Source organism: Streptomyces sp. NPDC024698, from assembly GCF_055559015.1.
This window is the reverse complement of sequence record NZ_JBVHLK010000011.1, coordinates 157,008-181,476: the sequence shown is the minus strand read 5'-3', so window position 1 is coordinate 181,476 and position 24,469 is coordinate 157,008. Positions and strand designations below refer to the sequence as shown.

At 70.7% G+C, this 24,469-nt stretch carries 20 protein-coding genes; 10 read left to right on the top strand and 10 right to left on the bottom strand.

Features of this window, described 5'->3' with window-relative positions; all coding sequences use genetic code 11:
- Nucleotides 1–24 precede the first annotated feature (24 nt).
- Nucleotides 25–1,896: an exo-alpha-sialidase gene (locus ACZ4AA_RS24440; protein WP_467606488.1), complete on the top strand. Its 1,872-nt coding sequence runs from the start codon at nt 25–27 to the stop codon at nt 1,894–1,896.
- Here ACZ4AA_RS24440 and ACZ4AA_RS24435 read toward each other — a convergent pair.
- Complete coding sequence (locus tag ACZ4AA_RS24435; protein WP_467606655.1) at nt 1,864–2,892, bottom strand: bile acid:sodium symporter family protein; 1,029 nt, start codon at nt 2,890–2,892, stop codon at nt 1,864–1,866. The genes ACZ4AA_RS24440 and ACZ4AA_RS24435 overlap by 33 nt on opposite strands.
- A gap of 173 nt (nt 2,893–3,065) precedes the next feature.
- On the opposite strand from ACZ4AA_RS24435, the gene ACZ4AA_RS24430 reads away from it, so the two are divergent.
- The 4 genes from ACZ4AA_RS24430 to ACZ4AA_RS24415 all read left to right on the top strand — a co-directional run bounded on the left by ACZ4AA_RS24430 (nt 3,066) and on the right by ACZ4AA_RS24415 (nt 7,892).
- On the top strand, nt 3,066–3,980 hold the full coding sequence (locus ACZ4AA_RS24430) for a LysR substrate-binding domain-containing protein (protein ID WP_467606485.1): 915 nt from the start codon (nt 3,066–3,068) through the stop codon (nt 3,978–3,980).
- A gap of 229 nt (nt 3,981–4,209) precedes the next feature.
- The gene (locus ACZ4AA_RS24425; RefSeq protein WP_467606481.1) at nt 4,210–6,036 is read left to right on the top strand and encodes an AMP-dependent synthetase/ligase; all 1,827 of its coding nucleotides are present in this window, start codon (nt 4,210–4,212) and stop codon (nt 6,034–6,036) included.
- Between the two features lie 198 nt (nt 6,037–6,234).
- Nucleotides 6,235–7,026, top strand: coding sequence for an aldo/keto reductase (locus ACZ4AA_RS24420; protein ID WP_467606653.1), 792 nt, complete (start codon nt 6,235–6,237; stop codon nt 7,024–7,026).
- Between the two features lie 170 nt (nt 7,027–7,196).
- Nucleotides 7,197–7,892, top strand: a complete 696-nt coding sequence (locus tag ACZ4AA_RS24415; protein WP_467606478.1) for a glycoside hydrolase family 75 protein — start codon at nt 7,197–7,199, stop codon at nt 7,890–7,892.
- Between the two features lie 92 nt (nt 7,893–7,984).
- On the opposite strand, the gene ACZ4AA_RS24410 is transcribed toward ACZ4AA_RS24415, so the two are convergent.
- Nucleotides 7,985–8,686, bottom strand: a complete 702-nt coding sequence (locus ACZ4AA_RS24410; RefSeq protein WP_467606473.1) for an SDR family oxidoreductase — start codon at nt 8,684–8,686, stop codon at nt 7,985–7,987.
- 127 nt (nt 8,687–8,813) lie between these two features.
- Entirely contained in the window at nt 8,814–9,779 is a 966-nt protein-coding gene (locus ACZ4AA_RS24405) for a methyltransferase domain-containing protein (protein WP_467606470.1), read from the bottom strand.
- 137 nt (nt 9,780–9,916) lie between these two features.
- Here ACZ4AA_RS24405 and ACZ4AA_RS24400 point away from each other — a divergent pair, with 137 nt between their 5' ends.
- On the top strand, nt 9,917–10,684 hold the full coding sequence (locus ACZ4AA_RS24400; RefSeq protein ID WP_467606468.1) for a phytanoyl-CoA dioxygenase family protein: 768 nt from the start codon (nt 9,917–9,919) through the stop codon (nt 10,682–10,684).
- A gap of 30 nt (nt 10,685–10,714) precedes the next feature.
- On the opposite strand, the gene ACZ4AA_RS24395 is transcribed toward ACZ4AA_RS24400, so the two are convergent.
- Entirely contained in the window at nt 10,715–12,205 is a 1,491-nt protein-coding gene (locus tag ACZ4AA_RS24395) for a cellulose binding domain-containing protein (protein ID WP_467606465.1), read from the bottom strand.
- Nucleotides 12,206–12,460: 255 nt separating this feature from the next.
- Here ACZ4AA_RS24395 and ACZ4AA_RS24390 point away from each other — a divergent pair, with 255 nt between their 5' ends.
- Together ACZ4AA_RS24390 and ACZ4AA_RS24385 are read left to right on the top strand one after the other, a co-directional pair.
- The gene (locus tag ACZ4AA_RS24390) at nt 12,461–15,385 is read left to right on the top strand and encodes a glycoside hydrolase family 48 protein (RefSeq protein WP_467606461.1); all 2,925 of its coding nucleotides are present in this window, start codon (nt 12,461–12,463) and stop codon (nt 15,383–15,385) included.
- 206 nt (nt 15,386–15,591) lie between these two features.
- Nucleotides 15,592–16,152 (top strand): hypothetical protein, encoded by a 561-nt coding sequence (locus ACZ4AA_RS24385; RefSeq protein ID WP_467606458.1) that lies wholly within the window; start codon nt 15,592–15,594, stop codon nt 16,150–16,152.
- Between the two features lie 78 nt (nt 16,153–16,230).
- Here ACZ4AA_RS24385 and ACZ4AA_RS24380 read toward each other — a convergent pair whose 3' ends face one another.
- From ACZ4AA_RS24380 to ACZ4AA_RS24370, 3 genes are all read right to left on the bottom strand, one after another.
- Nucleotides 16,231–16,584, bottom strand: coding sequence for a hypothetical protein (locus tag ACZ4AA_RS24380; protein ID WP_467606455.1), 354 nt, complete (start codon nt 16,582–16,584; stop codon nt 16,231–16,233).
- A gap of 124 nt (nt 16,585–16,708) precedes the next feature.
- Nucleotides 16,709–17,425: a class I SAM-dependent methyltransferase gene (locus ACZ4AA_RS24375; protein WP_467606453.1), complete on the bottom strand. Its 717-nt coding sequence runs from the start codon at nt 17,423–17,425 to the stop codon at nt 16,709–16,711.
- A gap of 5 nt (nt 17,426–17,430) precedes the next feature.
- Nucleotides 17,431–17,736: a 4a-hydroxytetrahydrobiopterin dehydratase gene (locus tag ACZ4AA_RS24370; RefSeq protein ID WP_467606451.1), complete on the bottom strand. Its 306-nt coding sequence runs from the start codon at nt 17,734–17,736 to the stop codon at nt 17,431–17,433.
- A 551-nt stretch (nt 17,737–18,287) separates the two neighbouring features.
- On the opposite strand from ACZ4AA_RS24370, the gene ACZ4AA_RS24365 reads away from it, so the two are divergent.
- Entirely contained in the window at nt 18,288–19,127 is an 840-nt protein-coding gene (locus ACZ4AA_RS24365; protein ID WP_467606448.1) for a helix-turn-helix domain-containing protein, read from the top strand.
- 58 nt (nt 19,128–19,185) lie between these two features.
- Nucleotides 19,186–20,049: a helix-turn-helix domain-containing protein gene (locus tag ACZ4AA_RS24360; protein ID WP_467606445.1), complete on the top strand. Its 864-nt coding sequence runs from the start codon at nt 19,186–19,188 to the stop codon at nt 20,047–20,049.
- Nucleotides 20,050–20,067: 18 nt separating this feature from the next.
- On the opposite strand, the gene dnaK is transcribed toward ACZ4AA_RS24360, so the two are convergent.
- From dnaK to ACZ4AA_RS24345, 3 genes are all read right to left on the bottom strand, one after another.
- Complete coding sequence (gene dnaK, locus ACZ4AA_RS24355; RefSeq protein ID WP_467606442.1) at nt 20,068–21,975, bottom strand: molecular chaperone DnaK; 1,908 nt, start codon at nt 21,973–21,975, stop codon at nt 20,068–20,070.
- A gap of 143 nt (nt 21,976–22,118) precedes the next feature.
- The gene (locus ACZ4AA_RS24350; protein WP_467606440.1) at nt 22,119–22,547 is read right to left on the bottom strand and encodes an OsmC family protein; all 429 of its coding nucleotides are present in this window, start codon (nt 22,545–22,547) and stop codon (nt 22,119–22,121) included.
- 152 nt (nt 22,548–22,699) lie between these two features.
- Nucleotides 22,700–24,436: a vWA domain-containing protein gene (locus ACZ4AA_RS24345; RefSeq protein WP_467606649.1), complete on the bottom strand. Its 1,737-nt coding sequence runs from the start codon at nt 24,434–24,436 to the stop codon at nt 22,700–22,702.
- Between the last annotated feature and the right edge of the window lie 33 nt (nt 24,437–24,469).

The following is a 24,469-nucleotide window of genomic DNA, read 5'->3' as shown; positions in this document are numbered from 1 at the left end:
GTCGTACGAAGGGCAGGTCGCACCATGCCGTCACGCCTCCCCACCCGTCCGAGGTCCCTCCTCGTCGCACTGCTCGGCATCGCCGCGCTCGTCACGCTCCCGGGCACGGCCCGGGCCGAACCGGGGTCCGCCGCCGACGCGTTCGAGCAGCAGGTGCTGTTCAAGGCGTCCCAGGATCCGGGCTACGCCTGTTTCCGCATCCCCTCGGTCGTCCGGACGACCCGGGGCACCCTGCTGGCGTTCGCCGAGGGACGCGTCCTGAACTGCGGTGACGCGGCCGACATCGACATCGTGGTGAAGCGCTCGACCGACGGCGGGCGCACCTGGAGCCCGCTCCAGGTCGTCAACGACGGGAACGGGGACACCCACGGCAATCCCACCCCGGTCGTGGACCGGGAGACCGGCCGGATCGTGCTGGCGGAGACCTACAACACCGGCCGTACCGACAGCGCGAGCTGCTCGGTCCCCTGCGACCGCACCCCGCATCTCCAGTACAGCGACGACGACGGTCTGAGCTGGTCCCGGCCGCGTGATCTCAGCTCCGAGATCCTGCCCGCGAACTGGAACTCCTGGTACGCCACCGGTCCGGTGCACGGCATCCAGCTCACCCGGGGCCGGCACGCGGGCCGGCTGGTGTTCGCCGTCAACACCGAGACCTGGGACGGCGGCCGGGTCACCGCCAACAACGCCGCCCTCATCACCAGCGACGACGGCGGCGACCACTGGGGCATCGGGGCGGCGGACTCCTGGCCGATCGCGGCCGACGGCACCTACCGGCAGAAGCCGTCCGAGATGACGCTCGCCGAGCGCGCCGACGGATCGGTCCTGGTCAGCGGCCGCGAACAGGACGGCACCGATCTCGGCCACCGCACCGAGGCGGTCAGCCGGGACGGCGGCGACAGCTTCGTGTCCCGCTTCCGTGACCTCCCCGGCCTCTACGCGCCCCAGGTGCAGGGCTCGACGCTGCGGGTCGGCGACCGGATCCTGCTGTCCTGCCCCGCCGACCCGGACCGCCGCCGGACCATGATGATCCGCTCCTCCTACGACGGAGGGCGCACCTGGGACAGCGTGGACCGCGGAACGGTCGTCACCACCGACTGGTCCGGCTACTCCGACCTGGTGCGTGTCGACGGTGACTCCGTGGGCCTGGTCTACGAGGGCGGCGCGGTCGACGCGCGCGACGAGATCCGCTTCGCCCGCTTCACCGAGGACTGGCTCCAGCGGCGCCGGGGTCCGGACCCGACGACGGCCGACCTCGCTCCGTACACCCGGCGGGCGGCGGTCCTCGGCGGCGCGAGCGAGACCTCGGGCGTACTCGGCGGCGCGCTGGAGTTCGACGGCGCCGACGACGCCGTACGGCTGCCCTATCAGGACCGGTTGCCGCTGGGGACGAAGGACTTCACCGCGTCCCTGTGGTTCCGCTACACCGCCACCGGCGGGGAGCAGCCCCTGCTGTGGATGGGCGGGATCGGGACGAGCCAGCCGCAGGTGTGGCTGCGCGGGGAGCCCGCCTCGAACCGCATCACCGGTCTGATCACCACCCGGAACGGCGCCTCGCCCCCGGCCACGGCGTTCGTGCGGACCACCGCCGCCTTCAACGACGGCCTGTGGCACCACCTGGCGCTGCGGCGCGGCGCGGGAGAGCTCACCCTGTTCATCGACGGGACGACCGTGAGCACGGCCGACGTGACCGGATCGGTGAGCCGGAACTCGCCGTTCGGCGTGCACATCGGCCAGCGGATGGACAGCCGGGCCTACTTCACCGGAGCCATCGACGATGTACGGGTCTACGACCGCGCGTTGAGCGACGACGAGCTGTCGGCGCCGCCCGCACGGAAGGTGACCCCGGACACCGTCCTGTGGCTACCGCTGGACCGGGTGAGCGGCACGGACTAGAAACCGTCGGCCTCCGGAGCCGGCCGGCTCACCCCGGCCGGTCCGGCCGCTCACCTCCGGGTCACGGGCCCGGCGCCGGGCGATCACCGCGCACACCATGAGCTGCATCTGATGGAAGAGCATCAGCGGGAGCACGGCGAGGGAGGCGTGCGCGCCGAACAGGACACCGGCCATGGGCAGTCCCGAGGCGAGCGACTTCTTGGACCCGGCGAACTGGATGGCGATCCGGTCCCCGCGATCGAAGCGCAGGGCCTTCGCGCCGTACCAGGTCAGCAGGAGCATCACGGCGAGCAGCAGTGCCTCGACGAGGAGGAGGCCTCCCAGTCGGACGGCGCCGACCTGGCTCCAGATGCCCTGCACCATGCCCTCGCTGAACGCGGTGTACACCACGAGCAGGATCGATCCGCGGTCGACGTAGCCGAGCACCTTCTTGTGGCGGGTGATGAACGCGCCGATCCAGGGGCGCAGCAGTTGTCCGGCCAGGAACGGCACCAGGAGCTGGAGCACGATCCTGACGAGCGAGTCCGCGGAGAAGCCGCCGCCGCTGTTGCCGAGGAGGAGCGCGGCGAGCAGCGGGGTGACGACGATGCCCGCGAGCGAGGAGAACGAGCCGGCGCAGATGGCGGCGGGCACGTTGCCGCGGGCGATCGAGGTGAAGGCGATCGACGACTGGATGGTCGAGGGGACGAGGGTGAGGAAGAGGAGGCCGGTGTAGAGGTCGTGCGTCAGGAGCACCGGTTCCAGACCGCGGGCGGCCAGGCCGAGCAGCGGGAACGCCACGAAGGTGCAGATCAGGACCGTACCGTGCAGTCTCCAGTGTTTGAGGCCGTCCACCGCCTCCCGCGTGGACAGGCGCACGCCGTACAGGAAGAAGAGAAAGGCGATGGCCGCCGTGGACGCGCCCGAGGCGACGTCCGCCGCCGTTCCGCTCGCGGGGAACAGGGCGGCGAGGCCCACGGTGCCGAGCAGCAGCAGGATGAAGGGGTCGACCGGCATCCAGCTCGGCCACGTCAGGCGTTTCACGGTGCTCCACTGCTCGGTCGCTCGGCTCGGTGCGGCCGATCGCCGTCGGCGGATCGTGCCGTCTCCATCGTCCCTTGCCCCGGTGCGATCAGGAATCCGTCATACCGTTCTGACTGTCATCACGGATCGCGATAACGTGGGGGGGGGTGTACGACCCCTCCCAGCTGCGTACGTTCCTGGCCGTGGCCCAGACGCTGAGCTTCACGCGGGCCGCCCGGCGGCTGGGGGTGCGCCAGTCCACGGTCAGCCAGCATGTGCGCCGGCTGGAGGACGCGGCCGGCCGCCAGTTGTTCTCCCGCGACACCCACTCCGTGGAGCTCACCGAGGACGGCGAGGCGATGCTCGGCTTCGCGCGGCGGATTCTTGAGGTGCAGGAGCAGGCGACGGCGTTCTTCACCGGGACCCGGCTGCGCGGGCGGCTGCGCTTCGGCGCGTCCGAGGACTTCGTGCTGACCCGGCTGCCGGAGATCCTGGAGGGGTTCCGCACCGACCACCCCGAGGTGGACCTCGAACTGACGGTCGAGCTGTCCGGCACCCTCCACGAACAGCTCGCCGCCGGGCATCTCGATCTGGTGCTGGCGAAGCGGCGGCCCGAGGATCCGCGCGGCGAGCTCGTGTGGCACGACCGTCTCGTGTGGATCGGCGCCCCGCGGCTGCGGCTCGACCCGGACCGACCGGTCCCGCTGATCGTGTACCCGCCGCCGGGCATCACCCGTGCGCTCGCCCTGGAGGCGCTGGAGCGTCAGGGCCGGCCGTGGCGCGTCGCCTGCACCAGCGGCAGCCTGAACGGTCTGATCGCGGCGGCCCGCGCGGGCCTCGGTGTGATGGCGCACTCCCGTGGACTGGTGCCGCCCGGTCTGGTTCGGGTCCCTGAGCGGGCGGGACTCCCGGAGCTCGGGGAGGTCGACTTCGTGCTGGTGCACGGCCGGCGGCGGCCGTCCGCGCAGGGCGCCGCGGACGCGCTCGCGACGGCGATCCTCGCAGGTGGGGACCGGCTGCACCGGGCGGCAGAGCAGCTAGGGGGCCCAGGACCGACCCGGCGGGCGGACACCGGATCGTGACTGATCGTGGTCGATCGGGGCCGATCGGTGTCGTAGCGATTCCGTGGAGATTAAGCGCCCGAAACCTACGGAACCGTAGGCGATACTGTCCGCCCGTTCCCCTTGTGCGGGCATTTCGCACGGTTGACCTGTGCGCTCGGCACACTCCCCGGCGGTTCGAGCCCCCTCCCGCCCGCTCGCATGGTGGGGTAGCTTTCACGGCGCTGTGCGGAGGCCACGAGGAGCGGTATTGCGCGAGTTCACCAACCCCCCGTCGGCGTCGGCGCCGCCGGTGGGCGGCCTGGCCGACGCCGTGTTCGAGTATGCCCACCTGGACCCGCTCCACGTCGCTCTCGGCCGCAAGGACGACCAGGGACAGTGGCGTGATGTGACCTCGGCGGAGTTCCGGGACGAGGTCCTGGCGCTCGCCAAGGGCATGCTGGCCCACGGCGTCCGCTTCGGCGACCGGGTCGCCATCATGTGCCGTACCCGCTACGAGTGGACCCTCTTCGACTTCGCCCTGTGGACGATCGGCGCCCAGGTCGTGCCCATCTACCCGACGTCCTCGGCGGAGCAGGTCTTCTGGATGCTGCACGACGCCCAGGTGGCGGCGGTCATGATGGAGCACGAGGACCACGCGATGACCATCGCCACCGTCGTCGACCGGCTGCCCCAGCTGCACAGACTCTGGCAGCTCGACGTGGGCGCGGTGCACGAGCTGTACGAGGCGGGAGCGCACCTCGACGACGAGGTGGTGCACCGGCACCGCCGCGCGGTCACCCCGGAATCGACCGCGACGGTCATCTACACCTCCGGCACGACAGGACGCCCCAAGGGCTGTGTCATCTCCCACGCGAACTTCATGTTCGAGGCGGACACCGTCATCGATCGCTGGGAACCCGTCTTCCACTCCAAGCGGGGCGACGAGGCGAGCACCCTGCTGTTCCTGCCGCTCGCGCACGTCTTCGGACGGATGGTGCAGATCGCCGCGTTCCGGGGAAGGGTGAAGTTCGGGCACCAGCCCCAGCTGAACGCGTCCGCGCTGCTGCCGGACCTCGCCGCGTTCCGGCCCACCTTCTTCCTGGCGGTGCCGTACATCTTCGAGAAGGTCTTCAACTCCGCGCGCCGCAAGGCCGAGCGGGAGGGCAAGGCCGGTCCGTTCGAGAAGGCCGTGGACGTGGCCGTGCGGTACGCGGACGCCGTCGAGTCCAAGGCCTGGGGCATCGGTCCCGGCCCCTCGGCGAGCCTGCGCATGCAGCACCAGGTCCTCGACAAGCTCGTCTACTCCAAGGTGCGGGCCGCGATGGGCGGCCGGGTCCGACACGCGATGTCGGGCGGTTCGGCGATGGACCGGCAGCTCGGGCTGTTCTTCGCGGGCGCGGGCATCACCATCTACGAGGGGTACGGGCTCACCGAGTCCACGGCGGCCGCCACCGCCAACCCACCCGAGCGCACCCGGTTCGGGACCGTCGGCCAGGCGATCCCCGGCACCACGGTGCACATCGCGGACGACGGCGAGATCTGGCTGAACGGCCGCAACGTCTTCCAGGGCTATCTGAACAACGACAAGGCCACCGACGCCACCCTGCACGACGGCTGGCTCGCCACCGGAGACCTGGGGTCCCTGGACGAGGACGGCTATCTCACCATCACCGGGCGCAAGAAGGAGATCCTGGTGACCTCCGGCGGCAAGAGCGTCTCGCCGGGTGTGCTGGAGGAGCGGGTGCGCGACCATCCGCTGGTCGCGCAGTGCATAGTGGTCGGCAACGACCGGCCGTACATCGCCGCGCTCGTCACCCTCGACTCCGAGGCCGTCGAGCACTGGCTCCAGATGCGCGGCAAGCCGCCGCTGTCCGCCGGTGAGCTGGTGCGCGACCCCGATCTGGAGACCGAGGTGCGGCGCGCCGTGGTCGCCGCGAACACCCTGGTCTCGCAGGCCGAGTCGATCCGTACGTTCCGGATCCTGGCCAACCAGTTCACCGAGGAGCACGGGCTGCTGACGCCGTCGCTGAAGCTGAAGCGCAAGGCGATCGAGAAGGCGTACGCGACGGAGGTCGAGGCGCTGTACCGGACGTGATCCCGGATCAGGCTCCTGCGCAAGCGCGGGGATGATTGATCGGACTATTTCAGCCAATCTTCGATTCCGCGCGCCCTGAGCCCGGTCAGGAATGCTTCACGGCCCGTGATCGTTGACGATACGAGAACCATCCGACGACTGAAGGATCGAGAGCTCGTGAGCAAGGTCCCCCCGATCATCCTGAACAACGGCGTCGAGATGCCGCAGCTGGGCTTCGGCGTCTGGCAGGTGCCTGACGACGAGGCGGAGCGGGCCGTCGCCACCGCGCTGGAGTCCGGGTACCGCAGCATCGACACAGCGGCGATCTACGGCAACGAAGCGGGCACCGGCAAGGCCGTCAGCGCCTCCGGCATCGCCCGCGAGGAGCTCTTCGTCACCACCAAGCTCTGGAACAGTGATCAGGGGTACGACTCCGCGCTGCGTGCCTTCGACACCTCGCTGGAAAAGCTCGGCCTGGACTACGTCGATCTGTATCTGATCCACTGGCCGACGCCGTCCCGCGACCGTTACGTCGACACGTTCAAGGCGCTGGAGAAGATCTACGCCGACGGCCGCGCGAAGGCCATCGGCACCTCGAACTTCCTGCCGGAACACCTGGCGAGACTGATCGACGAGACGTCCGTCATCCCGGCCGTCAACCAGATCGAGCTGCACCCGCACCTCCAACAGCGCGCGGCCCGCGAGTTCCACGCCGAGCAGGGCATCGCGACCGAGGGCTGGTCGCCGCTGGGCCAGGGCAAGGGCCTCCTGGAGGTCCCGGCGATCGTCGCCATCGCCCAGAAGCACGGCCGCACCCCGGCCCAGATCGTGCTGCGCTGGCATCTCCAGCTGGGCAACGTCGTGATCCCGAAGTCCGTGACCCCGTCCCGGATCAAGGAGAACATCGACGTGTTCGACTTCTCCCTGGACACCGAGGACATCGCGGCGATCTCGGCCCTGAACGAGGACCGCCGGATCGGCCCCGACCCGGCCGCCTTCGACGTCGGCTGACCGGCCCGGCACCGCAGCCGCCGCCCGGATGCTCACCGCATCCGGGCGGCGGCTTTTTCGCACCCTTGGCCCGGACCAACCCGGGAACAGGTCTTGACGCGGTCATGCAAGCAGGGCCACTTTGGATCCAACCCGGTAAGGAAAGTTTCCTAACAGAAGGGTCCCCCACAGTGCGCACTCGAACACTGACCCTGTCCGCGGTCGCCGGAGCGGCACTGCTCGCCGTCGCCGCGCTCCCGGCCAGTGCCTCCGGCACCGCCGCCCCCCGCTCGGCGCAGGAGGGCTCGGTCAGCGCGGCCGCCCTCCTCGCCAAGGTGACGTCCTGTTCGCAGATCTCGAACGGCAAGTACAGGACCGACGAAGAGACTTCGGCCACGATCCCCGTCTGCGGCAAGAACGGCGCCGTGTTCTGGAAGGCCGACATGGACGTCGACTGCGACGGCCAGGTCACCTCCAGGTGCAACGCCGACACCGACCCCTGGTTCCAGGACGACACCGCCTTCCACCAGTCCGACGGCAGGCCACTGCGCGCCGACTCCCTGCCGTACGTCGTCGTGCCGAGTTCCAGCAGCATCTGGAAGTACACGAGTTCGGGCATCAAGGGCGGCGGTGTGGTCGCCGTCGTCTACAACGGCAAGGTCGAGTACGCGGTGGTCGGCGACACCGGGCCGACGAAGATCATCGGTGAGGCGTCGTACGCCACGGCGAACGCGCTCGGTATCGACCCCGACCCGGAGACGGGCGGGGCCGACAGCGGCGTGACGTACATATTGTTCAAGAACTCGCAGGTGTCCCCCATCGATAGCCACAGCGCGGCCGTGTCCCTCGGGGACTCGCTGGCCAGGCAGTTCCTCGCGAACAACTGAGGACCCGCGAGGTGGGGACGGTCCGGGGGACAGGGACGGCGGAGGGTGACGGCCTGGGGGGAGACGGGGACTCCGGCCCCCCCGGGCGCGGATCAGACGGGCTGGCCGATCGGGCGGACGACGACGGTGTTCACGTCGACACCCGCCGGCTGCCCGACCGCCCAGACGATCGAGTCGGCGATCTGGTCCGCCGTCAGGAGATGCCCCGGCGGCAGGCTCCCGTAGCTGTCCCAGAACGGGGTCTCCACCCGGCCGGGCGAGACCAGGGTCACGCCCACGCCGTACTCGGTGACCTGACGCCGGGTGTTCTCGGCCAGCCCGGTCACCGCCCACTTGGTCGCTCCGTAGATGTTGCCGGGCGTGTTCACATGCCCGGCGACACTGCCGATCAGCACGATGCGGCCACGGGACTCCTTCAGCGCGTCGATGGACGCCCTGATGAGCAGCGCGGGACCCAGCACATTGGTCAGCACCATATCGGACCAGCCGGCCGGGTCCCCGTCCGCGACCGTGTCATGGGTGGCGAACCCGGCGTTGGCGAGGACGGTGTCGATCCGCCCGAATCCCTTGAGCGTCGTCTCGACCGCGGCGCGCACCTCGTCGTACTCGGCCGCGTGCCCGACGATCGTCAACAGCCCCTCGGGGCGGCCGAGTTCCTTGGCGAACGCGTTCAGCCGCTCCTCACCGCGACCGGTGACAGCCACCCGGTGCCCGGCGCCGAGCAGCCGGCGGGCGACCGCGGCTCCGATGCCGCTTCCGCCCCCGGTGATGAGCGCGACAGGAGAATCGGTCATGGTGCACCCCCAGGAGTGTCCGGCCCCGACGGGCCAACTGTGCTCAGGACCAGGGGAGTTCACCACTTGGAGCACACTCGATGTCAAGGCCCGCCGGCCGTGCGCGACCGGCCGAGGGCCACCGGGGCTACTCCGGCTTGACGCCCACGTACACCGTCATCGCCGTCAGGACGAACACGTCCGAGCGGTGGTGCACGCTCGCTTTGTCGTCCGGGTCCAGGAGCCGGTCGAGCGTGGCGAGGTCCTCGGCGTCGAGCCCTTCGGCGAGCCCCTCCCGCCTGCGGGTCAGCGCGGTGAGGACGAAGGCGCGGGCCTCGTCCGAGAGCGGGGCGGGCAGGTCGACCAGGAAGGTGCGGGTCGCCGTGTGCCGGAGCCCGACGGCGGTGAGCAGGGCGGGCCAGTCCTCGGTCTCCGCCACCGAACCGGGCAGCTCGGTCCGCATCCTGGTGAACCACTCGTCGTGCACCGCGTCGATCCGGGCTTCGAGACCCGGCCGGCCGATGCCGGTGTCGCGCGGGAGGAACCGCGTGGGCAGGCCGCCCTCCAGCAGGGCGAGGGTGCCGCCGGGGGCCAGGCTCCGGACGAAGCCCGTGAGCGCGGCCCGCTGGTCGCCGACGTGGTGCAGCGACCGGCTCGCCCACAGCAGGTCGGCGGGGTACTCCAGGTCGCCCACGCCGTCGGCGAGTTCGGCCTCGATCGTGCCGAAGCGGTCGGCGAAGCCCAGCCGCTCGGCCCGGGCGCGGGCCTCCGCCAGCAGGGGCTCGGCGCCGTCCACGGCGACGACCCGGGCGCGGGGGAACTTCTCGGCGAACAGGCCGGAGATGACGCCGGGGCCGCTTCCCGCGTCCACGATCAGTCCCGGATCGGGACGCTGCTCCCGAAGCCACTCGGCCGCCTGCGTGTACGCCGGGGTGAACAGCTCGGCCTCCCGCACCAGCATGGGCAGCATCTCGGCGAAGTCGATGTGGGTGTGGGTGTGGTCATGGGTCCCGCCGTGCGCGTGCCCGTGGCCCTGTGCGTGCCCGTTCCCGTGCCCCTGTGCCGAGCGCTGGCAGTGGCCGCTGCCGTGGTCGTGATCGTGGTCCTGTGCCATGGGGGAAGCCTCTCTCGCGGTAGGAGGCCAGCCTGCGCCACCAGTCCCGGAAACGGCCAGTCGTGTTGCTCGAACGGCAAAAGAGCGCACCTGAAAACCGGGTGCGCCCGGAGGGGGCCGTCGTCGAGCATGGCCGCATGGACGACGTGATGCTGGAGCGCTTCCTCGCGGACGGTTTCGTACGGATCGAGGGCGCCTTCCCGCCACGGGTCGCGGCCGACTGCGTCCGGCTGCTGTGGGAGGAGACGGGCTGTTCCCCGGACGACCCCGCCACCTGGACCGAGCCGGTGCGCTGGGTCTCCGGGATGGCCCAGGGCCCCTTCGCCGCCGCCGTCAACACACCTGCCCTGCACGAGGCGTTCGACCTGCTGCTCGGTGAGGGCCGCTGGGAGCCGCGCTACTCGCTGGGGAGTTTCCCGCTGCGCTTCCCGCACGCCGAGGAGCCGGACGACGCGGGCTGGCACATCGAGGGAAGCTATCTGCCCGACGGCGCGAACTGGTACCACACGAATCTGCGCTCCAGGGATCGCGCCCTGCTGATGCTCTTCCTGTTCACCGAGGTGGGGCCACAGGACGCGCCGACCCGGATCCGGGTCGGCTCGCACCTGGACGTGCCGCCGCTCCTCGAACCGTACGGGGAGGAGGGCGTCTCGGGTCTGGACCTCGCCCCGAGCCTGGTCGAGGCGTCGGAGCACCGGCCGGTCGCGTACGCCACCGGCCGGCCCGGCGACGTGTATCTGTGTCATCCGTTCCTGGTGCACGCGGCGCAGCCCCATCACGGGAGCCGGCCGCGCTTCATCGCGCAGCCGCCGCTGCACCCGGCGGTCCCGCTCGAACTGGAGCGGGCCGACGGGGACTACTCGGCGGTGGAGTTCGCGATCCGCCAGGGGCTGGGGAAGGACTGATCCGGCCCCTGGCGGATCGCGCGCGGTCGCCTAGCCGGCGAGGGCGCGCAGATGGTCGCGCAACCCGATGCCGTAGGAGGTCGGGGTTCCGTCGTAGTTCGAGATCAGCGACGGGCCCGAGGAGCAGTCCCAGGTGTTCCAGGTCCAGCCGAGGTACGAGAGCCCCCGGTCGTCGAACCACTTCATGACGGTGTCGACGAAGGAGTGGGAGCAGGTGTTCTCCCCGATCTCGCCCGCCACCAGGGGGACTTGGGCGGCGACGGGAGCGAGGGTCGAATTCCAGCAGCTCTCGCTCGCGCAGGTGTTGAAGTTGTAGACGTGGTAGGCGGCGACGAGATTGCCCGTGGGGTCACTGGGTTTGTACGTCAGCCACTGGCTCAGGTCGTTGGAGTACGCGAGCCCGCCGGCCAGGATCACGTTCTTGGCGCCGGTGCCGCGTACCGCGTCGACCAGGGACTGCATCCCGGCGACCTGGTAGGAGATGCCGGGGCAGGTGCCGCCGTCGCGCCAGCAGGTCCACGCCGGGGTGGCCGTGGAGGTCGCACGGTCCGGGTAGGGCTCGTTGAACAGGTCGAACGCGACGGCCTGGTCGTCCTCGAAGGTGCTCGCGACCGAGGACCAGAAGGACGGGGTGTACTGCGCGTCGGGCATCGGCTTCTGGCAGGTGGCGTGCACGTCGGAGCAGCCCGCCGAGTTGCCGGTGTACTGCCCGTACGTCCAGTGCAGATCGAGCACCGGGGTCATGCCGTGCGCCTCGACCCTGGCCACCAGCCCCTTGACGGCGGCGATGTAGTTGGCGCCGGCGTACTCCGGTTTGATGTTGGCGAGGCCCAGCCAGCACTCCTCGTTCAGCGGGATGCGGACCGTGTCGGCCTTCCAGTCGGCGATCGCCTTGACGGAGGCGTCGTCGACGGGACCGTCGAAGAAGCCGTAGCCCTGGACGCACATGAACTCGCCACCGGAGCGGTTGACGCCGAGCAGCCTGCGGCCGGCTCCGGCGGAGTCGACCAGCTTGTTGCCCGAGACGTGCAGCTTCGGCGCCGCGCCACCGGTCGACGGCGGGTCGGTCGGGGTGGGCGTGGGGGTGGGAGTGGGCGTCGGCTGGGTGTCCACGTTGCAGGTGGTGCCGTTCAGCCGGAAGGCCGTCGGCACCGCGTTGCCTCCCGACCAGGAGCCGAGGAACCCGGCGCTGACGCTCGCGCCGCTCGCCAGCGAGCCGTTCCAGCTCTCGTTGGACGCGGTGACCGTCGTACCGGACTGGGACCACTTGGCGTTCCAGCCCTGGGTGACCTTCTGACCGTTCGGAAAATCGAAGCCGAGGCTCCAACTGCTCAGTGTGGCCATGTTGTTGGTGATGGTCACGGCGCCCTGGAAGCCGGCGTCCCACTGGCCGGTGACCGAATACTCCACCGTGCACGCGGGAGTTGCTCCCGAGGCCGTGACGACCGGCGCGACGGCCGTGCCCACGAGGGCGACGGCGGCGCCGATGACGAGGAGAGACAAACGCGGGGGGTGACGCATGAAGCGACTCCTTGCAGCTCTGGCACGCCGTGACGGACGCGTCGACTGATGGAACCGCTCCCACTGGTGCGGATGAAGCTAGCGCCAAGTGCCGCCATTGCCCAGGGCAGTTGCACAGTTGATCTGTCGAATCATTTCGACTCTTCAAGCACCTTGACCGTCCACACCCCTTTCTCCACTATGGGAGCGCTCCCACTGGTTCAAGGCTTGTTGCTCCTCCCCCCATTCTCCGAGCCGCAAGGAGGAACCAGCACCATGGATCCCAGCCCTCGATGGAGACGCCGTCGCAGGTCACGGCGCCTATGGACAGCCGTGATCGCAGCACTCGCCCTCCCGCTGACGACACTGGCGACCGGTACGACTCCCGCACAAGCGGCCACCGTTCAGTGCAGCGTCGACTACAAGACCAACGACTGGGGCTCCGGCTTCACGGCGGATCTGACGATCACCAACCGGGGTACCGACGCCATCAACGGCTGGACCCTGACCTACGCCTACACGGGCAACCAGGCCCTCACCAACGGCTGGAACGGGACCTGGTCGCAGTCCGGCAAGACGGTCACCGTGAGGAACGCCGCCTGGAACGGCACGATCACCGCGGGGACCGCGGTGACCGCGGGCGCGCAGTTCACCTACAGCGGCACCAACACCGCCCCCGCGTCCTACGCCGTCAACGGCACCAACTGCACCGGCGCGCACCAGCCGCCGATCACCGTGCTCACCAGTCCGACGGCGGGTGCCGTCTACACGCAGGGCGACTCCGTCCCGCTGGCCGCGACCGCGGCGGCGGCCGACGGGGCGACCGTCTCCAAGGTCGAGTTCTACGACGACACGACCCTGCTCGGCACCGACACCAGCTCGCCGTACACGCTGTCGGCGTCCGGGCTGGCCGTCGGCTCTCACTCCATCGTGGCCAAGGCCTACGACAGCCTGGGCGCGTCGGCGGACTCCACCCCGGTCGGCATCACGGTCGCCGCGGGGCCGGCGATCGTCGCCTCACCGACCCAACTCGGCGTCCAGCAGGGCAAGTCGGGGACGTTCGCGGTCAAGCTGTCGACCCAGCCGAGCGCCAATGTGACGGTGGCGGTGGCCCGGACGGACGGCAACACCGGGCTGTCCGTGACCGGCGGTTCGAGTCTGACGTTCACGCCGTCCAACTGGAACACCGCCCAGACGGTGACGATCACCGCCGACGCCTCGGGCACCGGGTCCGCGACCTTCACGGCCTCGGCGACCGGTCAGGCCAAGGCCACGGTCACCGTCACGGAACTGGCCGCGACGAAGGCGTACGACGCCAGATTCCTGGATCTCTACGGCAAAATCACCAACCCGGCGAACGGCTACTTCTCCCCCGAGGGCATCCCGTACCACTCGGTGGAGACGCTGATCGTCGAGGCGCCGGACCAGGGCCATGAGACGACGTCCGAGGCCTACAGCTATCTGATCTGGCTCCAGGCGATGTACGGGAAGGTCACCGGCGACTGGTCGAAGTTCAACGCCGCGTGGACGACCATGGAGACGTACATGATCCCCACGCACGCCGACCAGCCGACCAACTCGTTCTACAACGCGTCCAAACCGGCCACCTACGCGCCCGAGCTGGACACCCCCAACGAGTACCCGGCCAAGCTCGACACCGGTGTCTCCGTCGGCACGGACCCGATCGCCGCCGAGCTGAAGAGCGCGTACGGCACGGACGACGTGTACGGCATGCACTGGCTCCAGGACGTGGACAACACCTACGGCTACGGCGACGAGCCCGGCAAGTGCGAGGCCGGTCCCACCGCCACGGGTCCTTCGTACATCAACACCTTCCAGCGCGGTGCGCAGGAGTCGGTGTGGGAGACGGTGCCTCAGCCGACCTGCGACTCCTTCAAGTACGGCGGAAAGAACGGCTACCTGGACCTCTTCACCGGGGACTCCTCGTACGCGAAGCAGTGGAAGTACACGGACGCCCCGGACGCCGACGCGCGTGCGGTGCAGGCCGCCTACTGGGCCGATGTGTGGGCCAAGGCCCAGGGCAGGAGCGCCGACGTGTCGGCGACCGTCGGCAAGGCGGCGAAGATGGGCGACTATCTGCGCTACGCCATGTACGACAAGTACTTCAAGAAAATAGGCAATTGCGTCGGCCCGACGACCTGCCCCGCGGGCACGGGCAAGGACGCCTCGGACTATCTGATCTCCTGGTACTACGCCTGGGGCGGCGCGAACGACACCTCGGCCGGCTGGGCCTGGCGCATCGGTTCCAGCCACGTCCACGGCGGCTACCAGAACCCGCTGGCCGCCTACGCGCTCAGCACCAACGCCGATCTGAAGCCCAAGTCGGCGACGGGAGCCTCGGACTGGGGCACCTCGCTGACGCGGCAACTGGAGTTCTACCGCTGGCTCCAGTCGAGCGAGGGCGCCATCGCGGGCGGCGCGACCAACAGCTGGGCGGGCCGCTACGCGACACCACCCACGGGGACGCCGACCTTCTACGGCATGTACTACGACCAGCAGCCGGTGTACCACGACCCGCCGTCCAACCAGTGGTTCGGCTTCCAGGCGTGGTCCATGGAGCGGGTCGCCGAGTACTACCAGCAGACGGGGAACACGAGCGCCAAGGCGGTCCTCGACAAGTGGGTCGCCTGGGCACTGTCCAAGACCACGATCAACCCGGACGGCACTTACCAGATCCCCTCCACCCTCCAGTGGTCCGGCGCCCCGGACACCTGGAACGCGTCGAGTCCCGGCACCAACAGCGGACTTCACGTCACCGTCGCCGACTACACGAACGACGTCGGGGTGGCCGCCGCGTACGCCAAGACCCTGTCGTACTACGCCGCCAAGTCCGGCAACACCCAGGCGAAGACGACGGCGAAGGCGCTTCTGGACGGCATGTGGAACAACTACCAGGACGGTCTGGGCATAGCCGTCCCGGAGACCCGCGCCGACTACAACCGCTTCGACGACAGCGTGTACGTGCCGAGCAGCTTCACCGGCACGATGCCGAACGGCGACGCGATCAACTCGTCGTCCACGTTCGCCTCGCTGCGGTCCTTCTACAAGAACGATCCGGCCTGGTCGAAGATCCAGGCCTATCTGGCGGGCGGCGCCGCGCCCTCCTTCACGTACCACCGCTTCTGGGCGCAGGCGGACATCGCCCTCGCCATGGGTTCGTACGCGGAGCTTCTCGAATAGTCCCCGCTGTGGCTCCGGGTACGCGGCCCTGTCCCTGACGGCAGGGCCACCGGCCGGGCGGTCCCTCACCGCACTGAGGACCGCCCGGCCAACACGCCTTCTCCGTCGACCCGGACAAGGCGCATGCGGCGGCTTCACCGATCACTCACACATTCTTCACATCAGCAGATATCGTCACCCCACACGAACCATCCCTTGGGGGGACCATGTCGTACAGTCGGCCGCCGCACGAGATCGAGCGGCCATCCGTGATACCCGGATCCGCTCCGGCGCCGAGGAGAACGCGCTGGGCACGCAAAAGCTGGGCGCTGCCGGCGATCGCGTTCGCGGTCCTCTTCGGGGTCACCGCCTGCGGCAGTGACGGCGGCGACCAGAAGAGCGGCACCACGAAGATCGCGGCCGCCTCGGTGCGGCCCACCGTGACCGTCACCGCGACGGCGACCGCGACCGCGACCGCGACCGCGACCGCGACCGCCACGGTGACCGCGGAACCCGAACCGGCGCCGACGGTGACCGCGACGAAGACGGTCAAGGTGAAGGTCACCGTCACCGCGCGGGCCGCCTCGAACAGCGGCTCCGGGGGCAGCAGCGGTGGCGGCGGCAGGACCAGCGTCGGCACCTGCTCGATCACGTCCAACGCCGGCAACTGCTACTCGGCGGGCCAGTACTGCCGCAACAGCGATCACGGCGCCGGTACGACCACCGCCGGCGGCACCCGGATCACCTGCGCGTACCGGTCCGGCGGATGGCGCTGGACCTACAGCTGATCGCCGCCGCGCTCACCATCGGGCCCTCCCCGAGACCGGTGAGGGGGCCCGACCGGTCGGTCGTGGGACCGGGAACCGTCAGGGTGTCGACGGCTGCCACGCCGTGCAGGAGGGATCCGCGACACAGGCGTCCACGGCCTTCCGGTTCCGGTTGGCGTGCTCCAGCTCGGCTTCCGTGAACATCTTCAGCTGATCCGGCAGCCGCTCGCACTCGCCGGGCGGGGAGTCGAAGCCGCCGCCGGGGTCGTAGCCGTCGGCGGACATGACCCCGACCCAGGCGTTCACGCACGCCTGGTGGGCCCGTTCGGCGGCGGCCGCGGAGGATGGCGTCACGGCGGCCGGCCCTCCGGTCCCGCTGTCGCCACCGGGACCGGAGCAGCCGACGAGCGCGAGCCCGGCGGCGGCGAACAGGGCGGTGACGGCGCGGCGCATGGATCCCCCGGGGTGACACGGTGTCGAGATCCCGGACGCTAGCGGCGGTGCGAAGAGCGGTCCCGCATATCGTCCGGGTTTCACCCAAACGGGGATGATGCGGCCCGCCCGGCGCGGCCCCGGTTCACCGCTTGAGGAAGGACCGCAGGGTGAAGTCCGGTTCTCGGCGGGGGACATCGGGGCCCGGGAGGGTCTCGACGCGCTCGGCCAGCCGGGGGCCGCCGGCCGCGTAGAGCCGGCCGCTGCGGATGTACTGGGCCACGCGACGCGGGGTACGGCCCTGGCCGTGGCCGCGGAAGATCGCCGTACCGCTGGAGACCAGGCCGTGCTCGGCGGCGTACGCCGTGACGCGCTCGGTCCCGTCCTCGGCGTGTTCGGCGAGGCAGTGCGCGGTCAACGCGTCGATGTCGCTGCCGACCCGGTGGGCTGCGGCCTTGTCGACGGTGGTGACGAACACACCGCCCGGACGCAGGACGCGCGCCGCCTCGGCGACGACAGGGCGCGCGTCGTCCAGCAGTTGAAGCAGCCAGACGGCGCACACGACGTCGAACGAGCCCGCGGGGAAGGGGAGTCGGCGGGCGTCGGCGCGGACGACGGATCCCGGCAGTCGCTCCGCCGCCCGCAGGGTCATGCCGCGGGCCGCGTCCGCTCCCGTCACCCGCAGCCCCGGCCGCGCGGCGGCCAGCCTGCTCGTCACGATGCCGGTGCCGCAGGCCAGGTCGAGCAAATCCCGGGCGCCCTCGGGGACCAGTGCCAGCAGGGCGGCGGCAGCGGAGACGGCCCGTGGCTCGCCGCCCCGCGTCGCGTCGTACCGGTCCGCTTCCTTGTCGTAGTCCAGCACCGCGGTCAGCTCGCCCCGTGCGCCGGCGCGAGTTCCTCCACCCTGCGGGCGAGGTCGAAGTCGAGCGCGGTGACGGCGCCGCCGACGCTGTGGGTGTTCACGGTGAGGGAGACCGTGTTGTAGCCGAGGGTCAGGTCGGAGTGGTGGTCGAGTTCCTCCTGCACCTGGGCGATGTGCACGACCAACGCGGTCGCCGCGAAGTGCGTGCCGAGCCGGTAGGTACGGGCGAGCCGGTCGCCGTCCACCGACCAGCCGGGCAGCTGCGCCAGCCGCTCCTCGATCTGTGCGGGCTCCAGCGCTTCGACGGCCATGGACGTGATCCCTTCGTACGGCGGGTGGGGCTGCGGGGCCACGGTCCGCGTGGGAAGCGGGGCTGTCGGACCGGCGGCGAAGGGCGGCCGGAGCAGCCCTTCGCCCAGCGTGCCACAGTCGGCATCCCCCGGCAGGGCGCACGCGGCAGGGCGGCTGACCTGCGCGGGCCGGGCGGGGCCCCGCCGGTCACCGGGCCGCGTGTTGTGTGGGGGCCGTGTCCGCGTGTTGCGCAGGATGCCGGGCCGGGTGGGGGCGGGTGCGTCGCCGGACGCCCCTCGTCGGCGGCCCGGATGAGCCGGACGCCGTCGTCGGCGACCTCGGTGAGCCGGACGGTGGACTCGGAGACGTCGGTGAATCGGAGGCGGGGGCGGACTCGGAGACGTCGCTGAGGCGGAGGCGGACTCGGCAACCTCGGTGAGCGGGACCGCGGAGTCGGTGAGCCCGAGGCGGACTCGGACACCGCGCTCGGGTGCTCCGGCGGCCGGCACCGTAGCGCGGCAGTCGAGATCATGAAGCGATCCTGGTCCCGCTCCTCGGCTACGGTCGTCGTATGAGCATCGACCGGCCCGGCCCCGCCGGCGTCCCAAGTGCCCACGCCGTCAAGGGTGTCGGCCCGCTGCTGCGCGCCTGGCGGGAGCGGCGGCGGGTGAGCCAGCTGGAGCTGGCGCTGCGGGCGGACTCCTCGGCCCGGCACATCAGTTTCGTCGAGACGGGACGATCCCGGCCGAGCGAGGAGATGGTGCTACGGCTGGCCGAGCACCTCGACGTACCGGTACGGGAGCGCAACACGCTGCTGCTCGCGGCCGGTTACGCCCCACGCTATGCGCAGACCCCGCTCGACGACCCGTCGATGGACGCACTGCGCGAGGGCGTGGAGCGGCTGATCCAGGGCTACATGCCGTATCCCGCGCTGGTGGTGGACGCGACGTACGACGTCCTCGCCGCGAACCGCGGCATCGCCATGCTCCTCGACGGTGTCCCCGAGCGGCTCCTCGCGCCGCCCCTGAACGCGATGCGGCTGACCCTGCATCCGGAGGGCCTGGCGCCGCGCATCCGCAATCTGCGGGCCTGGCGCGGGCATCTGCTCGCCCAGATGGACCGGCAGATCGCGCTGAGCCGTTCGGAACCGCTGCGCGCGCTGTACGAGGAGGTGGCGGCGTATCCGGTCCCGGACCGGGACGCGGAGGCGGAGGACGACGAACCGCACTCCCCCGTCGCCCACTTCGCGCTCCCGATGCGCATCGAGCACGAGGGCCGGGTGCTGTCGTTCGTCTCGTCCATCTCGACGTTCAACACCCCGATGGACGTGACCGTCGCCGAGCTGGCCATCGAGACGTTCCTCCCCGCCGACCCGGCCACGGGAAAGTACCTCCATTCACTGCGATCGTGATGGCTCGGCGCGGACATGGCACACTGCACGCATACTTCGGCGCGTGGGGAGGCGTGGCGTGAGTGAGCGGCGGCCGGCACCCACGGTGGGGCAGGTGGTCCTGGGCCGACGGCTCCAGGAGCTTCGGGAGGCCGCGGGCCTGAAGCGGGAGGAGGCGGCGCGTGTCCTGCGGGTCGCGCCGACGACCGTGCGGCGGATGGAGACGGCCGAGGTCGCTCTCAAAATCCCTTACGTACAGGTCCTGTTGACGACGTACGGGGTCGACGACGCCGAGGCCGAGACCTTCGTGGCGCTGGCCGAGGAGGCGAACGAACCCGGCTGGTGGCAGCGGTTCCACGACGTGCTGCCGGACTGGTTCAGCATGCACGTCAGCCTGGAGGGCGCGGCCCGGCTGATCCGCAGCTACGAACCGCACTTCGTGCCGGGGCTGTTGCAGACCGAGGAGTACGCGCGGTCCGTGATGGAGGCCGGGACGGTCGGGCAGACGAGCGCCGACGCCATCGACCGGCACGTGGCCCTGCGCATGAAGCGGCAGGCGCTGCTCACCCGCGAGAACCCTCCCCACCTCTGGGTGATCATGGACGAGACGGCCCTGCGCCGTCCGGTGAGCACCAGGGGCGAGGTCATGCGCGACCAGATCGACCGGCTCCTCGAATGGGTCGACCTCGATCACGTCACGCTCCAGGTCGCCGAGTTCGCGGCCGGCCCGCACCCGGGGACGTACACGTCCTTCGCCCTGTTCCGCTTCGCCGAGCGAGAGCTGCCGGACATCGTCTACAGCGAGTACGTGACCGGCGCCCTGTACCTCGACGCGCGTGCGGAGGTGGCCCTGCATCTGGAGGTGCTGGACCGCATGTCGGCCCACGCCGCCTCCGCGGAGCGCACCAAGGCGATCCTCCGGGAGTTCCGCGAGCGCTACTGAACGGACCTCCGGCGCCCGCTAGTGCGTGCCCCCGTTGGTCCCGGCCGGTCCTTGGGCGCCGCCTTCGCGTTCGTCGTCCACGATCTCCGCGTCGACCACGACGTCCTCCTCGCCCGGGGCGTGCCCGTCGGCCGGCTCGGTGGGGGGGCCGTCGTGCGGGGCCGGCCCCTGTCGGGCCTGGGCGTACATGGCCTGACCCATCTGCTGGCTGACGGTGGCCAGTTTCTCGATGGCGCCGCGCAGGGCGGCGGTGTCGGTGGAGGAGTCCTCCAGGAGCTGCTTCAGCTCACCGGTCGCCGAGGCGACCGCGTCCTTGGTGTCGGCGGGGACCCGGTCGTCGTTGTCCCGGACGAACTTCTCGGTCTGGTAGACGAGTTGTTCGCCGTGGTTGCGGGTCTCGGCCGCCTCCCGGTTGCGCCGGTCCTCCTCCGCGTAACTCTCGGCCTCGCGCACCATGCGGTCGATGTCGTTCTTGGGCAGCGCGGAACCGCCGGTCACGGTCATCTTCTGCTCGCGCCCCGTGGCCAGGTCCTTCGCCGAGACATGGGTGATCCCGTTGGCGTCGATGTCGAACGCGACCTCGATCTGGGGGACTCCGCGCGGCGCGGGCGGCAGCCCGGTGAGATCGAAGACCCCGAGCTTCTTGTTGTACGCGGCGATCTCGCGTTCGCCCTGGTAGACCTGGATGCCGACCGAGGGCTGGTTGTCGGCGGCCGTCGTGAAGATCTCCGAACGCCGGGTGGGAATCGTGGTGTTGCGGTCGATGAGCGTGGTCATGATGCCGCCCTTGGTCTCGATGCCGAGGGACAGCGGGGTGACGTCGAGGAGCAGGACGTCCTTCACGTCGCCGCGGATCACCCCGGCCTGGAGTCCGGCGCCGAGGGCCACGACCTCGTCGGGGTTGACGCCCTTGTGCGGGTCCTTGCCGGTGAGTTCCTTCACCAGTTCGGTGACGGCGGGCATCCGGGTGGATCCGCCGACCAGGACGACATGGTCGACGGCCGACAGTTTCACTCCGGCGTCCTTGACGGCCTGGTGGAAGGGGGTCCTGCAACGGTCGAGCAAGTCGGCCGTCAGCTCCTGGAACTGAGCGCGTGTCAGTTTCTCGTCGAGGTGCAGTGGCCCCTGGGCGGTGGCGGTGATGTAGGGAAGGTTGACGGTGGTCTCGGTGGACGAGGACAGCTCGATCTTGGCCTTCTCGGCACCCTCGCGCAGCCGTTGCAGCGCCATCTTGTCGTGTCCGAGGTCGATGCCGTGCGCGGCCTTGAAGCGCTGGGCGAGGTGCTCGACGACCCGCTGGTCCCAGTCGTCCCCGCCGAGCCGGGTGTCACCGTTGGTCGCCTTGACCTCGATGACCCCGTCGCCGATCTCCAGGAGCGAGACGTCGAACGTGCCGCCGCCGAGGTCGAACACGAGGACGGTCTGCTCCTCCCCGCGGTCGAGCCCGTACGCCAGGGCCGCGGCGGTCGGTTCGTTGATGATCCGTAAGACCTTCAGACCCGCGATCTCGCCCGCCTCCTTGGTGGCCTGGCGCTGCGCGTCGTCGAAGTAGGCGGGCACGGTGATCACGGCGTCCGTGACGTCCTGTCCGAGATAGGCCTCGGCGTCCCGCTTCAGTTTCTGGAGCACCCGCGCGGACAGTTCCTGGGCGCGGTAGCGGGTGCCGTCGACGCTGCCCTTCTCGGGAAAGCGCCAGTTGACATCGCCCATGTACCGCTTCACGGACCGCGCGGTGCGCTCCACGTTCGTCACGGCCTGCCGTTTGGCGACCTCGCCGACCAGCACCTCGCCGTTCTTGGCGAAGGCGACCACCGAGGGCGTGGTGCGCGCTCCCTCGGCGTTGGCGACCACCGTCGCCTCACCGCCCTCCAGGACGGCCACCACCGAGTTCGTCGTACCGAGGTCGATCCCGACCGCACGTGCCATGTCCGTCCCCTTCCGCCACGGCTCCTGCCCGCCATCAAGCACAAAACGTGTGGTGCCTCTTGTCAATGGCGCGGACGGCGGAGGGACGCGGACACGCCGATGCCGCGCCCCAACGGGCAGGGCGCGGCATCGGTGGAGGAACGTCAGGCGAGCTTCGCCGACAGGGTGATCGTCGTACCCGTCAGGGCCTGGCTGACCGGGCAGTTCTTCTTGGCGTCCTCGGCCGCCGCGACGAAGCCGTCGTTGTCGAGGCCCGGCACCGTGCCCTCGACGGTGAGGTGGATGCCGGTGATGCCCTCGCCGGGCTGGAAGGTGACGTCGGCGTTGGTGAGGAGCTTGGTGGGAGGCGTCCCGGCACCCGCGAGGGCGTGCGACAGCGCCATGGAGAAGCAGCTGGAGTGGGCGGCCGCGATCAGTTCCTCGGGGCTGGTCTTCCCGTTCGCGTCCTGGGCGCGCGAGGCCCAGGTGACCGGCTGGTCGGCGATGGCACCGGAGGAGTCGAAGGTGACGACGCCGTTGCCCTCGAGCAGGTTGCCTTCCCACACGGTGTGTGCGGTGCGCGTGGTTGCCACGATGAGTCCTTTCGGGTGTGGTCCCGTTGCCGGGGTCCGTGTCTCCCATCCGATCACACCTGGGCCCGGTGCACCCCACGGTTCGGGCGGCGACCTGCCGGAGCATGTCCGGGATTTCGTCGGCGGGCGCCGCGGGGCACGGCGGTGGGCGCTCAGGTCACCCGGAAGACCGGTCCGCGCGCGGTGAACGGCAGGCGTGCTCCGTGCGGCACCAGATAGGCGTGCTCACGGCGTACCCACAGCACGTCGCAGTGTCCGTCCGTGATCACCAGAACGGGCGCTCCCGGCGGGAAGTCGTCGGCGCGGTGCAGCAGATCGACGCCCGGTTGCAGGACGGTGCCGCCGCGCCCGTGCACCCGTACGCGTCCGGCGATCTCGGCGACGGGCAGATAGCCGGCGTCGTGCGGGGCCGCGTCGCAGAACACGACCCGGGCGGCCGGTACGTCGCGGGCCTCCGCGTACGAGGCGATCGCGCCCAGCGCCTTGCCGAGCAGGGTGCGGTCCATGGAGGCGGAGGTGTCGAGCACGACGCCGAAGGTGCAGCGGGCGATCTCCTCGGGTGGGAACCAGCGGCCGGCGCGTGGGATGTCCGGGGTGGCCGCCTGCCGGCGGGAGGGACGCGCGTACGACCGCAGGGGCTCGGGCCGGGGCACGAACTCGTCGAACCAGCGGGCGAGTCGGGCGTCCCAGGGCAGCGGCGGGTGGCTGAGCGCGCGGATCTCCTCGACCAGTCCGCCGGGCAGGAACCCGCGCTCCTGCCGCTGGTGCAGATCCAGGCCCTGGGCCAGGCCGCGCCGGTAGAACTCGTCGAGGTCGACGTAGTCGCGCGGGGAGCCGAGGGGTCCGCCGAGGATGTCGCCCGTTCCCTTGCCGCGCAGCGTGGCGAGGCGCCGCTTGCGGCGCAGATCGCCGGCGATCCGCTCGTACACCTCCTCGGCGGACAGGCCCGTCAGCCCGGGGTCGTGCAGCAGCCCCTCGGGCATCGTGCCGACCTGCATCTCGCACAGCCAGCCGTTGATCACGTAGTCGGCGGCGACGTTGAAGAGGTACGGGTCCCGGGCGCCGCAGCGGTCACCGTGGCGCAGGGCGGCGTGCAGCATCTCGTGGGCGAGGACGAAACGCCATTCCTCGTCGCTGAACCGGCGGAGCGGGTTGATGTAGATCTCGGCCGCCCCGGTGTCCACGGCGGCGACGGAGATGCCGTGGGCGCGGGCGAGTTCGGCGTCGGCGACGAGGGTGATGCCCGCCGCGAGGCCGCCGAGCAGCGGGTAGGAGGAGACGAACCAGCTCAGTGCCCGTTCCCAGGGCCGGAGCGGGACGGGTCGCTCGCTCATGGAGTGGCGCCTGCCGCCCGCCACGTCCATGGCGGCGGACATCGTGCGGGTCAGTCCGTGGGCGAAGGCAACCTGCCAGTCGGGGGGCGTGGTGCCGTTCCAGACGCTCCAGGGCACGAGCAGTTGGTCCGGGTCGCCGCCCGCCGTGCCGCAGTGCTCGTACCAGGGCGGGATGCCGTCGCGGCGCCAGACCGCGGCGAGCCGTTCCTCGTCGCCCTCAGGGTAGGCGGCCGGGAGGTCCTCGGGGGCCGGACCGGGCGAGAAGCCGAGCAGGAAGCGGTTCACCACGACGCAGCGGGCGGCGAGGTCGAAGCGGTCCGGCTGCTCGCGCGTCCCGGCCGCGGCGGGGACGTGGCCGAAGCCCAGATGGATGACGGCGTGCGCCAGGGCCCAGGCCCAGGCGGCGGGTTCGGCGCGGCGGGTGGGGTGGACGTGCAGGGTCCCGTCGGAGTCGACGGTCACCAGCCCGTTCCGGGGAGCCCGGTGGCAGGTGTCCTCCCGGCAGACCCGGAAACCGACGGCGTCCAGCGCCGGGCTGGCCCGGGCCAGCCGCATCCCCTCGGCGAACGCCTCGGCGGCCGGATCGGG